At 54.8% G+C, this 12,996-nt stretch carries 14 protein-coding genes and 1 tRNA gene; 11 read left to right on the top strand and 4 right to left on the bottom strand.

The features are described 5' to 3' along the window. The first annotated feature begins 299 nt into the window (after positions 1-299). The 9 genes from HOJ95_05725 (at position 300) to HOJ95_05685 (ending at position 8,995) form a co-directional block, all read left to right on the top strand. Positions 300-941, top strand: a complete 642-nt coding sequence (locus tag HOJ95_05725) for a hypothetical protein (GenBank protein ID MBT6394180.1) — start codon at positions 300-302, stop codon at positions 939-941. Between the two features lie 186 nt (positions 942-1,127). Beyond that, on the top strand, positions 1,128-2,132 hold the full coding sequence (gene gap, locus HOJ95_05720; GenBank protein ID MBT6394179.1) for a type I glyceraldehyde-3-phosphate dehydrogenase: 1,005 nt from the start codon (positions 1,128-1,130) through the stop codon (positions 2,130-2,132). A gap of 33 nt (positions 2,133-2,165) precedes the next feature. Continuing rightward, a complete protein-coding gene (locus HOJ95_05715) occupies positions 2,166-3,389 on the top strand; it encodes a phosphoglycerate kinase (protein MBT6394178.1) in 1,224 nt (407 codons plus the stop codon). 46 nt (positions 3,390-3,435) lie between these two features. Then, the gene (locus tag HOJ95_05710) at positions 3,436-4,209 is read left to right on the top strand and encodes a triose-phosphate isomerase (protein MBT6394177.1); all 774 of its coding nucleotides are present in this window, start codon (positions 3,436-3,438) and stop codon (positions 4,207-4,209) included. 41 nt (positions 4,210-4,250) lie between these two features. Continuing rightward, complete coding sequence (secG, locus tag HOJ95_05705) at positions 4,251-4,601, top strand: preprotein translocase subunit SecG (protein MBT6394176.1); 351 nt, start codon at positions 4,251-4,253, stop codon at positions 4,599-4,601. Positions 4,602-4,626: 25 nt separating this feature from the next. After that, positions 4,627-6,702: a peptide ABC transporter substrate-binding protein gene (locus HOJ95_05700; protein MBT6394175.1), complete on the top strand. Its 2,076-nt coding sequence runs from the start codon at positions 4,627-4,629 to the stop codon at positions 6,700-6,702. A 3-nt stretch (positions 6,703-6,705) separates the two neighbouring features. Beyond that, positions 6,706-7,665, top strand: a complete 960-nt coding sequence (locus HOJ95_05695; protein ID MBT6394174.1) for an ABC transporter permease — start codon at positions 6,706-6,708, stop codon at positions 7,663-7,665. After that, on the top strand, positions 7,662-8,807 hold the full coding sequence (locus HOJ95_05690; protein ID MBT6394173.1) for an ABC transporter permease: 1,146 nt from the start codon (positions 7,662-7,664) through the stop codon (positions 8,805-8,807). The genes HOJ95_05695 and HOJ95_05690 overlap by 4 nt, the downstream gene beginning before the upstream one ends. Before the next feature lie 101 nt (positions 8,808-8,908). Then, positions 8,909-8,995, top strand: a tRNA-Leu gene (locus HOJ95_05685). Between the two features lie 104 nt (positions 8,996-9,099). Here HOJ95_05685 and HOJ95_05680 read toward each other — a convergent pair. Genes HOJ95_05680 through HOJ95_05665 form a run of 4 tightly spaced genes read right to left on the bottom strand, consistent with a single transcriptional unit; the run spans position 9,100 to position 11,617 of the window. Continuing rightward, complete coding sequence (locus HOJ95_05680) at positions 9,100-9,552, bottom strand: hypothetical protein (protein MBT6394172.1); 453 nt, start codon at positions 9,550-9,552, stop codon at positions 9,100-9,102. Continuing rightward, a complete protein-coding gene (def, locus tag HOJ95_05675) occupies positions 9,542-10,102 on the bottom strand; it encodes a peptide deformylase (protein MBT6394171.1) in 561 nt (186 codons plus the stop codon). Before def ends, HOJ95_05680 begins: the two co-directional genes overlap by 11 nt. Positions 10,103-10,150: 48 nt before the next feature. Continuing rightward, positions 10,151-10,846 (bottom strand): HAD family phosphatase, encoded by a 696-nt coding sequence (locus HOJ95_05670; protein ID MBT6394170.1) that lies wholly within the window; start codon positions 10,844-10,846, stop codon positions 10,151-10,153. A gap of 6 nt (positions 10,847-10,852) precedes the next feature. Next, positions 10,853-11,617: a glucose 1-dehydrogenase gene (locus HOJ95_05665; protein MBT6394169.1), complete on the bottom strand. Its 765-nt coding sequence runs from the start codon at positions 11,615-11,617 to the stop codon at positions 10,853-10,855. Between the two features lie 123 nt (positions 11,618-11,740). On the opposite strand from HOJ95_05665, the gene HOJ95_05660 reads away from it, so the two are divergent. Together HOJ95_05660 and HOJ95_05655 are read left to right on the top strand one after the other, a co-directional pair. Next, positions 11,741-12,427, top strand: a complete 687-nt coding sequence (locus tag HOJ95_05660) for a class I SAM-dependent methyltransferase (GenBank protein ID MBT6394168.1) — start codon at positions 11,741-11,743, stop codon at positions 12,425-12,427. 159 nt (positions 12,428-12,586) lie between these two features. Further along, positions 12,587-12,996 (top strand): hypothetical protein (locus HOJ95_05655; protein MBT6394167.1); only part of this gene is annotated, 410 nt, incomplete at its 3' end.

Raw genomic sequence — 12,996 nt, 5'->3', positions numbered from 1 at the left:
GTACTGCGCGGAATGCTCTCAAAGGATAGTGCAAAAACCGTCTATGGCGTCGCCTTGGGCCGGGCACCGGGCTACGCACTCAATTCAGAGGAAACGGCCAAGCTGCGCGGGAAGAATCAAAAGAAAAGCTAACCCTCGTAGCTTCAGCATCCCCCCTTCTACAAAAACACCATGAATTACGGTGATAATCCTTCGCGTCTTATTTTAATAAGGGGCAATACCCCCTCCTTATGCCTTGACGCTTCCCGCTATTGATAGTATCCCCGTTTCCGATGGTAGGCAGCGCCCGGAGACCTGCAATGATGCCCAGGAAAATACCGGTAATTCTCACCACCCTCACCTTATTGCTTATCTGGGGTTGCGGCCTCGGAAAAATTAATCAGTTGCCAATTTCACTGAAATATATCCCCTCGGATAAGGCCGAATTAGCTGCCAGTTCAAAACTCGAGTCCGTCTCACTAGGTCTATTCGTAGATTCTCGGACAGGTCGCCCCGCAGGGGCCGTTGGCGAGTTGGTCAGATTCAACAACGAGATAGACAGGTTTCATCCGCGCCAGGGAGTAACGGGCGCCGTGGGGCAAATCGTTCGCGCTTATTTCACAAAACGAAATATTCGAGTCCTGCCATCTAACTGGAACGGCAAGACTGATAATATATGGGGAAACAAAGGAGATTTGGTCATCTCGGCGCGAATTTTGGACCTGTGGTTCACGGGCCGCGACTCACTCGCAATGGCCCAGGCAGCAAGCGTATTTCAAATAGAACTCAAGGCCGCCTCCCCTAAAAGCGGGACCGTCATTACAAAAACTATCCAGATCGAGCCCACTGCGCGAAGAAACATTTTCTGGGCCCCTCGGGACGTGGAAAAATGGCTCAGCAAGTCAATTTCCGAGGCGTTCGACCGAATACTGCCCGACCTGGAAAGGCGGCTGACTGGATGAAAGCCCCCTTGACCCTAAACACCTTCCCGGGAACCCCCCGGCGGATTGACGCTTAGAGTGGATTCTGTAGAATTCGGCCCATTGTTGGCCCTTCCAAATCATTTCCCTTGCTTGTGCTTGTCCTCCCCCTCTGAGGGCGGACCGCTTTAGCCCGAACAAGAAAAGGGAGACGGAGGTAACACGAACATGGCAATACAAGTAGGCATCAACGGTTTCGGTAGAATTGGACGCAATTTGTTTCGCGCCGCCCAGAATGATACAGAAATTAATTTCGTCGCGGTAAACGACTTAACTGATCCGAAAACGCTGGCGCACCTTCTCAAGTACGATTCGATTCACGGTCGCTTCGATGGCACAGTCGAGGCCGGTGACGGCGAGATAATCGTAAACGGGAAGGGCATCAAGGTTCTCTCCGAGCGAGATCCCGCCAACCTCCCCTGGGGAGAGTTGGGTGTCGATATCGCCGTCGAGAGCACCGGCATTTTCACCAAGCGGGCCGACGCCGAAAAACACCTCAAGGCGGGCGCCAAGAAAGTAATCATTTCGGCACCGGCAACAGATGAGGACATCACCGTCGTCCTCGGCGTGAATGATGATAAATACGATCCAGCCAACCACCACATCATTTCAAATGCAAGCTGCACGACAAACTGCCTGGCTCCGGTGGCCAAGGTTCTCCACGACAAATTCAAAATCAGCCGCGGCCTTATGACCACGACCCATTCCTACACTAACGATCAGAAAATTCTCGACCTGCCCCACAGCGATCTGCGCCGGGCGCGGGCTGCGGCTGTGAGCATGATTCCCACTTCAACCGGCGCGGCAAAAGCCGTCTCGCTTGTGTTGCCCGAGCTGAAGGGCAAACTCGACGGCATGGCGATCAGGGTGCCCACCCAGGATGTTTCTGTGGTGGACCTTGTGGCCGAACTAGAAACCGATGTCACGGTCGAGGAAGTGAACGCGGCTCTCAAAGAAGCTGCCGATGGCGCCCTCAACGGCATTCTCGAATACACCGAAGATCCTCTCGTATCGATCGATTTTCTCGGAAACCCTGCCTCATCGACCATCGACGCGCTCTCCACCAAAGTTCTAGGCAATAAAATGGTGAAGATAATTTCTTGGTACGACAACGAGTGGGGTTTCTCGTGCCGGATGGTAGACATGATCAAAAAAGTGGGCGGGAGCCTCTAATCGAACCAGCCTGCTTGAGGGGATTTTTTGTAAATGGGTAATCTAACAAGTGCGATCGAAAATGGGACGCCCAAACTCGACATTGAAGACATCGAGGTATCGGGCAAGCGCGTTTTCCTGCGGGTCGATTTCAATGTACCACTGGACGATCAACAAAACCTCACCGATGACACCAGAATCCGCTCGGTGCTTCCGACGATCAACTACCTGCTCGACGAGGGGGCGCGCGTTATTGTCGGTGCCCATCTCGGCAGACCAAAAGGCAAGAAAAGTTCAAAGTACTCACTTGCTCCGGCAGCAAAACGCCTGAGCCGTCTTCTCGACAAAGAGTGCCCCCTCGCCCCCGACTGCACAGGTAGCGAGGTAAAGGCCCTGGTTGACGCCATGGACGAGGGCGAGATTTTGATTCTCGAGAACCTACGCTTTCATGAGGGCGAGGAGAAAAATTCCGACAAATTTGCGAAAGAACTCGCCTCGCTGGCCGACATATACATCAGCGACGCCTTCGGCAACGCCCATCGAGAACACGCCTCGATGTCGGCCATCACGAAACACCTGCAGCCCGCAGTAGCCGGATTCCTGATGCTCAAAGAGGTGAACTACCTCTCGCGCGCTGTGAATAACCCGATGCGCCCTGTCGTCGCAATTCTGGGCGGGGCCAAGGCCAGCACCAAGATTGGCATCATAGAGCGACTCCTTGGCAAAATGGACAAGATCATCATCGGCGGCGGCATGGCTGGTACGTTTCACACATCGCAGGGCCTTGAGATGGGAAACAGCCTTGTCGAGGAGCACATGGTCGGCACGGCGGGCTCGATCATTCAAAAAGCCAAGGACTTGGGCGTCAATCTCTATCTCCCCTGCGACTATGTGGTCGCCGACAAGTTCGAGGCCTCTGCTGAAACGAAAGTTGTTCCCGCCCAGGAAGTTCCCAAGGAGTGGTATGCGCTCGACATCGGCCCTGCCAGCTCCACCTTATTCGCCGAAGTCCTGCAGGACGCGAAAACGATTATTTGGAACGGTCCCATGGGCGTATTTGAGGTTGATGCTTTCAGCCGGGGCACCTATGCAATGGTCAATCACGTGGCAGGCTCATTCGCCCTCACCATCGTCGGTGGCGGCGATACGGACGTAGCCGTTCACACGGCAGGCGAGTCACGCCGGATCTCCTACATCAGCACTGGGGGCGGCGCCTTCCTGGAACTCCTCGAAGGCAAGGAGCTACCCGGACTTTCATCTTTGACCGACAAAAAGTAGCGGCTATCTAATTTAATAAAATGAATTACAGAGCCTGAGGAAAATCTTGCGCAAGCCTCTCGTAGCTGGAAACTGGAAGATGAACAAAATGATTGGCGAGGCGCGTGTGCTCGCAGGAGAGGTCGCCAAGGGTTTTTCAGGCATGACGGGGGCCGCTGAAAAGGTGGAGGTTGTCCTCGGCCCTCCCTCTCTCGCGCTACCCTCGGTTGCTGATGAGGTTGCCGCCTCTCCAATTGCCGTGGCTGGTCAGAACTGCTCATCTGAGGAGGATGGCGCCTTCACCGGCGAGGTAAGCGCCTCGATGCTCAAAGACGCAGGGGCCACCCATGTTATTTTGGGCCACAGCGAGCGCCGGGAGCTCTACGCCGAGGAAGATGCCCATGTTGCCGCAAAAGCATCGGCGGCCAGCGGCCTAGGTCTTATCCCTATTATTTGCCTCGGAGAATCACTCACCATCCGCGAGGCGGGCGGCACCCTTGAGCGAATCGCTCATCAGATGAAACATTCCATCTTCGCGGCCTTTGAGTCCGCGCCCGAGGGTCTTGTCATCGCCTATGAGCCCATTTGGGCCATCGGTACCGGTGTGACAGCCTCCCCCGAGCAGGCGCAGGAAGTCCATGCCTTTATCCGTGCTCAGTTAAAAGGGCAATATGGGGTGGACTATGCCGAAAAATCGCGTATTCTATACGGAGGCAGCATGAAACCCGGCAACGCTGGTGAGCTTATGGCTCAGCCGGACATCGATGGCGGACTCATTGGCGGCGCGAGCCTTGTCAGCGGTGATTTTCTCGAAATCATTCGGATCGCCCAAGGGGTCTAAGCCTCCAGAGCGGCATTTTTAAGGAGTTAAAGAGCAAGCATATGTTTATTTTCCTTACCGGTCTCCATATTATTGTTGCAGTGTCATTAATTCTTTTCGTATTGCTCCAGGCTGGCAAGGGCGGAGGCATAGGCGCCGCTTTTGGTGGCGGCTCTAGCGACACGCTCTTCGGGGCCGGTGGCCCCTCCGGCATTCTCGGCAAACTCACCACCGGGGCAGCCGTCATTTTTATGGTGACCTCCCTACTACTTTCTTATTTTGGCTCGCGCCTCCAGACAGAATCCATCGTGCCCACCACTCCCATTAAGCCCAGAACCGAGAGCAGCGCCCCCGCCAAGCCGGGCCGCACCGCCGCCCCTACGAGCCAAAAATCAGAAAAACCCGGCTCCTAATTCCTTCGCCTCACGGGGGCAATGGATGATCATCAAGCGGCTCCTCGTTTTTTTACCACTCATCGTCACCTTTATTCTCGTTCAATCCTATTTCTGGGTCCCCACCTTCAGCGACCAGGTGAAGGGAAGCGACCGTCGACTCACGCAATATATCCAGGGCTCCATCGGCGATGCCCAAATCCTTAACCCCATTTTACATTCAGATACCACAAGCGGCGCCATCGTCGACCATGTGTTCGATGGACTCATCGACCGAGACAAGAACCTCAGGTATAGGGGCCGCCTCGCCTCCTCCTGGAAAATCTACGAAGAGGCGTATTTCGTACCTCTGCCCGGTGGCCCCTCGGCCGAGGAGATGAAAGAGCAGATTCAGGCAGCCGTGGCCAAAGGCAGCGCGGATTGGACAACCAACATCAGCGGCGTAGAAGTCATTCCGCCCTCCGGAGGGGATGTCTCGATCTTTTTGCCGCCCGCAAAGAAGGGCGCTAAACCCAAGCGCGAGAAGGTCGATATTCGCTACCCCCCTCGCGTGAAGGTAACGCTCAAAAGCGTGGACCAGGATTTTTTCACAAAACTCAAAAACCTGCTGGGCTCGGGCGCCTTTGCTGAAGATCCCGCCCCCTATATTCCGGGGGGTCTCGACGAGCCGCTAAGAAATGCCGCTCTGGGGCGAGTCAACCTTACCGAACACAACCCGGTCATCATCTTCAAACTCAGGCAAGGCGTTCGCTTCCACGATGGCCACGAATTTGACTCGAGCGATGTGCGCTTCACGTATGAGTCGATCATGAACCCACGCAACCTCTCGCCCCGCGTCCCCGATTTCGAGCCCATCAAGACAGTGGAAACACCCGACCTTCACACCGTGAAAGTCACATATAAGCGCCTCTTCTCGCCCGCCTTCGGTTCTTGGGCGATGCAAATTCTGCCCGAGCACCTGCTGGGCAAAAAAGCGCTTGAGGCCGAAGCAAAACGCCTCGGGCGCGACCCCAAAACATTTACCCTTCGCGACAGCGGCCTCAACCGCAGCCCGATAGGCACAGGCCCATTTAAGTTTAAGGAATGGCAGTCGGACGAGCTTATCCGTCTCGTTCGCAATGATGATTATTGGGAGGGGCCGGCGAAATACAGCGAATTCATCATGCGAATCATCCCCGATCCTCTCACACAAGAGATGGCCTTTTATGCGGGCACGGTGGACAGCTACGGGGCAGGCACACACCAGGTCGAGCGCTTGAGAAAAGACCCACGCTTTCAGGTCTTCTCGGGTCTCTCGTTCGGCTTCACCTATGTCGGCTACAACATGCGACGAGAACCTTTTAAAGACGTTCGGGTGCGCCGGGCGCTGAGTATGGCGGTCGATACCAGCAAAATCCACAAATACGTTTTAAATGGCGAGGCCGAAGACATTACGGGCCCCTTCGTGAAACAAAGCGAGCACTACAACAAACTCGTCAAACCCCTGCCCCATGACCCGAAAGGGGCCGAGCGCCTTCTCCACGAGGCCGGTTGGAAAAAAGTTAACGGCAAAATGGTCAAGGACGGCAAGCAACTCGCCTTTAAACTCGTCACCAACAACGGCAACGAGGCGCGAAAAGCCATCTCTCAGGTGGTTCAGGATTCATGGAAGAGCATCGGCGTAAAGGTAAGTCTCGACCGGGTTGAATGGGCCGTTTTTCTTCAAAAATATATCAACGCACTTAACTTCGACGCCGTTATTTTAGGCTGGCGGCTGGGGCTCGACCCGGATCTGTATCAAATATGGCATTCGAGCCAGACCAACCCACACCAACTCAATTTTGTGGGCTACAAAAACAAAGAGGCGGACGATCTCATCGTCAAAATCCGCCAGGAATATGATTTACAAAAACAGGTCGGCTTCGCCCACCGCCTCCACAAGATCATCTACCGCGATCAGCCCTACACGTTTTTATATGTAGGAAAATGGACCGCCCTGCTCGACAGAAAAATTGTCGTGAGCGAAACAGGGAAAGACGGAAAAACTACTTACAAAAAAATCAGCCCCACCCGAACGGGAAACTACACCTACGACTTTCACAAGTGGCTAAAACTCCCTGCCACGCCAAGGCTTGAGGGCTGAGCTATGGGCGCATACATCATACGCACAGCTTTTTTTAAAACATTTACGCTCCTGATCATTTCGATTGTCAGCTTTTTAATCATCCACCTGGCGCCGGGCCAACCAAGCCAGATCGACCCGCTCAACCCGCGCTTTAGAAAAGAGGATATCGCCCGCTACCGCGCCGCCTTTGATCTCGACAAACCGCTCTGGAAGCAATACTTCCTCTTCTATAAAAAACTCGGCTCTGGCGAACTTAAAAGTTTCAAAGACAATCAACCCGTGTTGGGTAAAATATGGCGGCGATTCCTTAACAGCCTGCCTCTTTTCATTGTCGGCACCATCCTCACTTGGTGCCTCGCGTTTCCCATGGGGATACCTGCGGCCCTTGCACGGGGAGGCATCTATGATCGAGGGACCACTTTTCTCTCGTTTTTCTTCATTTCCTTCCCCGGTTTTTTTCTGGCCTATCTGGTAATTATGGGCTCCGTACAATACCTAGAAGTTCCAGTACTGGGCATGCGGACTTTCGGGCAGGAAACAGCGCCCCTCCTCTATTGGCTCAACGACCGACTTTGGCATCTCGTTCTCCCCAGCGTGCTAGGAGCGATTGGAGGCATTGCCGTTTTATCGCGTTACGTGCGTGTGCAGATGATAGAAGTTATCGATTCGGATTTCGTACGCTCCGCACACGCAAAGGGCCTTGATGAGAACACGGTTTATTATGTACATGCACTTAGAAACGCGGCGCTGCCCTTTGTCACCATGTTCGGAATGCTTCTCCCGGCCCTCATTGGCGGCTCGGTTATTTTTGAGCAAATCTTCGCCTGGCCGGGCATGGGCCGAATGGCCTTCGAAGCGATTCTTGCGCGAGACTACCCAATCGTCATCAGCCTGAATTTCTTCGCCGCTATTCTCGTGCTTATCGGCACCTTTATATCCGACATCCTCCTTGTTCTCGTCGATCCGAGGATTCGCCTATGACAACATGGACGGAAACGCCGCAAGCGGACGAATTCGCGGAAGAAATCCTCACCCCCTGGCAGCGTATTGCGCGAAGCCTCCGCCAGGATCGCCTAGCCATGGGGGGCGCAACAGTCCTCATTTTCTTTTTAGCCCTGGCGGTTGTCGGTTGGTGGGGAACCTCGGGCGATGACCCCTATTTCAGCCCGAGTACCGTCCGGCTTCCCGACCGCTTTAGGCCACCCATGGCAAAACCGAACCTCGATGCCGTCGCACCCGAGGAGGCGCCGCCATTGGGCATCTACGTTTTTGGAACCGACGAGTTGGGGCGCGACGTTTTTGCGCGCATGCTCGAGGGCACGAAAATCGCCATGGCGGTCGGTTTTGTCGCCGTGGGAATATCGATGCTCCTCGGGGTCTTCATGGGGGGCATCGCGGGATTTCACGGAAACAGGCAAATCGGGCCAGCCTCCCTTCTGGGCGCAATCCTCTTTCCCATTACCGGTGGATTTTTATTCAGCGGAATTTCGTGGTGGTATCTTTTCCCCCTTGAGGGCGCACTTGTTTTCATCGGGATCATCTTGGGCATGTGGCTGGAGTCCCTACCCACTTTCGGCTTTCTCAAACGGCATCCCATCGTCAACGTGGACACTATTTTCATCGTTCTCGTGGACGTCCAGCTTTCGTTTCCAACCTTTTTCCTCATCCTCACGGCCATTGCGGTTTTACCGCCCAGCATTTGGAACGTCATGGTCGTCATCGGCATCACAAGTTGGGTGGGCCCGGCCAGGTTCGTTCGCGCCGAGATTTTATCGCTCAGAGAGCGCCCCTACATCGAGGCAGCCAGGGCCATCGGGGCAAAAGACAAGCGCCTGATTTTTCTTCACCTCGTGCCAAACTCGCTGGCAGCCGTTCTCGTATCTGCCACCATTGGGGTGCCCGCAGCTATTCTCACCGAGGCGGGGTTGAGCTTTCTGGGCTTCGGGGTGCCGCTGCCCGACGCCTCCTGGGGAAACATCCTCTCGGACGGGCGTAAATTTCTCTTCGACGCCCCCTGGCTGATGTTCATTCCGGGCTTTGCCATCCTCATCGTGGTTTTAGCCTTCAACCTGTTTGGCGAGGGGCTGCGAGACGCCCTTAATCCCCGCTCAAGGCCCAAATAAGGCATATCCAGCCCCTTTCCAAGGGCACATCCGTTTAAATCCCCAGACAAAATTGACACGGAGTGAGCCCTAGCGCTATAAGGCGGGGTCGAAAGACACAAGCCCAAGTGGTGGAACTGGTAGACACGCCAGCTTGAGGTGCTGGTGGGGGAAACCCTGTGGAGGTTCGAGTCCTCTCTTGGGCACCAGGAATACAAAAGGCCGCGGTGGATAGCTCCTCCGCGGCCTTTTTTCTTTTAGTGACGGCTCACCGGCCCATGCTCACCTATTCTTAATACACGCACAGGACCTTTTAATGGGCATGGGGTTTGTTTGGACCACCTTTGTGGTGATGGTGCGAGGCTTTTTTCTCTCCAGGTTTGAGGCATGGAAAAACCTCTTTGAGCGCTAATATCATCGCACCAGAAACAGACGCTCTCGGATCACCGAGTATAATTTTTCCCTTATCTGATTCAAGGTAGCTATCGAGAATCGCAATGTAATTCTCAGCAGTAACAAGAATTTTGGAGGGGCGACAATAAACACCTTTCTGGTCGGCAAGACGAACCAGATCGTTAGCGGCGCTTATTCCATCCCCCATCCCTCCAAAATACGCTTTTACCCGAATTGGTATGGTTTTTCCCTTCCACTTTTTCATGTACTCAGACACTAGGACTTCAGAACTACTGACACTTGGGAAAAAAACAACAGAGGCAAATAGCACCCACGCGAACGCGACCATGATCGGGGAGCGTTTAAGATTCATCCGAGGTCTCCTCACCCTCTTCTTGCTCAGGCTCGGGGCGAGGAGCGTGATAGCGACGGAACTCCTCGCCAAAGGCGAGGTTGGACAAATTCGTCATCCGGTCGAGGAAAAGTACGCCATCCATGTGATCTGCCTCGTGCTGAGCAACACGGGCGGCGAAATCCTCAAGCTCGACCGAGTATTTTTTCCCGTCTCGATCAAAAGCATCGAGCCGCACCTTGAGAAAGCGAGACACCAAACCATGGATGTCGGGAACGGAAAGACAGCCCTCCCAAGCCTCGACAGTTTCCTCTGTGAGCAGAGTGACAACCGGGTTGGCAGCGATGCGAAGCGAGGTCTCATCGCCCGGATCGGGCTGAATGACAAAAAGGCGCACCCCATAATGCACCTGGGGAGCCGCCAGACCGACCCCGGCATACTCGACCATTGTCTCCACCATGTCGTCGGCCAGCGCCTTGAGCTCGTCGCTCTTGAGCCCCCCGGGCGCTATTTCCTCTGCGGGTTGTCTCAGGACGGGGTGGCCCATGCGTGATACCTTGAGTATCGCCATCTCAGAAATGCCCTTCTAAGTAGTTAATTTAAAAAGCCTTACAAATCTCTATGACAACGAGGCGAACCACGACGCCAGGGCCTCAGTGTCGACGATTTCCTCAAGTGAGTCCACCACGCGATCAGCTTGGTTGAGTTGCTCTCGCGGAAAACTGTTCGTAATTGCGAGGACACGCATACCCGCAGCGCGGCCCGAGCTAACACCAGGGATCGAATCCTCGAAAACAAGAGCCCCCGAGGGCAAGATTTTTTTGTCGCGTTTTTCGTTAATTCTCGCCAGTGCGGTTAGAAAACTCTCGGGGTCGGGTTTTCCACGTTCAACCATTTCGGCCGAAACGATGGTCACAAAGCAATCGATTAGCCCAGCGTCCTCCAAAATGGGCCGAATCTCAGACTCAAGCGCCCCGCTCGCCACGGCCAGCGGCCACCTCTTAGAGGCGGCGCGAATAAGGGCAATGGCGCCGGGCAAAATGGGTGGCTCGCCTGCGAGCGCCTCAAAGTGTGCCTCCTTGATTGCAAGCAACTCTTCAAATCGGCCGGGTAATACATCCATCCCCCTGTCGGCAAGAAACGCGGTCATCATCATCTGATCGTCAAAGGCAAGATAATGGGCCTTGTAGTCGGCCTCCGTGAGTTCCAAACCGCACTCGTCCGCAAAGGTCCGCTGGAAAGCGGCCAGATGGAGCGGCTCGCTATCGGCAATGGTTCCGTCGAAATCAAAAATAAGTGCGCCGAGTTCAGTCATAATGTGCTAGCTCCAGCCCCCTCCGTCCTCGTAGATGTTGACGCCCGTAATATAACCTGAAGCCTCAGAGGCGAGAAAGACGCAGAGCCCGGCGATGTCCTCGGGCTCGCCCACGCGGCCAAGAATAGTTTTTTCATTCAACCATTCCTCATTGCCCGGCTTAGCAAGACCGGGGGACAACATGGGGGTGCGGTGGGCACCGGGCGAGATGCAATTGACACGAACACCCTGTGTGCCCCATTCAACTGAAAGCGCACGGCTCAGGGCGGCGACACCGCCCTTGCTCGCATTGTAGGCGGCGCGTGCCGGACGCTGGGCGCGATCCCCGAGAAAGGTAGCGATGTTGATGATGCTACCTCGCCCACGCGAGAACATGCCCTCGCCCACAGCTTGGCAGCAAAGAAATGTTCCGGTGAGGTTGATGTCTATAATGCGGCGCCATTCATCCTCGGCAAGCGCCACTGTGTCATAGCCGCTGAATACACCCGCCCCGTTGACCAGGATATCGATGGGACCAAGTTTAGATTCACACGCTGACACAAGTTTTTTCACGTCTTCAGATTTCGATACGTCCGCCGATACGGCAAGCACTCTTCTGCCAGTAGCCGAGATGCGCTTTTCAGTCTCGGCAAGCGCCTCAACCCGTCTTCCCGCGAGGGCAACGTCCGCACCCGCCTCGGCTAGAGCGACGGCCATCGCCTGTCCGAGTCCCGAGCCAGCACCCGTTACAAGCGCCACTTTGCCGTCTAGCTTGAATTTGTCCAGAATCATCTGGTTCTCCAGAACTGAGGATTTAAATTTATATAAATATGGGCGCTTTATTTCGCCGAAGCCAAAGCTAGAAGATACACTGGATAAGTGTCAACCTTCGCCAACCATACTAAACAGAGCTACATGCAGGGGAGAAAAGTGCTCGATACAAACCCGAAAGACACTACGCCTCAAAAATCATCCTGCCCGCTATGCGGGGAGGCGGAGGCCGAAAAATATGATAAGGCCGATGGACGCGAGTATCTTCACTGCCCGGTCTGCCGCCTGATTTTCGTTCCCGAGCAATATTGGCCCTCCCCCGAGGCCGAGCGCGCCCGCTACGACCAGCATCAAAATTCGCCGGGAGACAAAGGCTACCTCGCCTTCCTCGAAACGATAGCGACTCCCCTCGGCCAACGGCTCTCGCCCGCCTCCTTCGGGCTCGACTATGGTTGTGGGCCCTCGCCAGTCCTCTGCGAAATAATTGAAAAAAAAGGGCATACAATTGATCGTTATGACCCCCACTATTTCCCCACCCCCCCGAATGGACCCTACGACTTCATCGTATCGACCGAAACCTTTGAGCATTTTCAAAATCCAGGAGAGGAGATTACACGTCTGCTCTCTCATCTAAATGCAGGCGGCCTTCTCGGGGTGATGACAGCCTTTTGGAGCGAGAAGGTTTTTCGAGCGAACTGGCACTACCGGCGGGATTTTACCCACCTGTGCTTCTACCGGCGGGAGACGATGGCGTGGATAGCGGCGACCTTCGGGCTCGAAATCCTATGGAGTGATGAAAAGCGGGCTATCATTTTCAGGTACCTCCCCTGAATCATACCATCTCGCCTCGCATAGCGATTTAGGGACATCTATGGCACCCTTAATCCCTATCGGAGACCTTTTGAAACGCCCCGCTGGGAGCTTTCACGCTCTGATTCCCGTCCGTGTGATACTGGGCGCCCCATCAGTCGAATATGAGGAAAGTTTTAAATGGCGAAGGGCATTGCGTGGATCACCACGACCTGGATATTGGAACTCAGGGACCCGATGCCCCTCCTGCGTCCACTGGAGGATGAGGCGGGCCTCGAAATAAAACTCAACGATACGGGAATCCACATGAGCGAGGCGCAACTTCTCGCAGAACTTCCCGGCGTCGTCGCCTCTCTGCCGAGCAACGATGAATTCACGGCAAAAGTACTCTCCACTGCCCAGGATCTGAAAATCATTTCAAGAACCGGCGTCGGCCTGAACTCCATCGACCTTGCCGCCGCTGCGGAAAACGGCATTGTCGTCACCTCTGCCGTGGGCCAGAACAGCCTCTCGGTAGCCGAGCACACTTTTGCCCTCTTGCTCTCGGCCGCTCGCAGAATCAATTTCCAGGACCAGGGCATCAGAGCAGG

This window comes from Nitrospinaceae bacterium, assembly GCA_018669005.1.
In the GTDB taxonomy this organism is placed as follows: Bacteria; UBA8248; UBA8248; order UBA8248; family UBA8248; genus UBA8248.
This window is presented reverse-complemented; position numbering and strand designations above follow the sequence as displayed.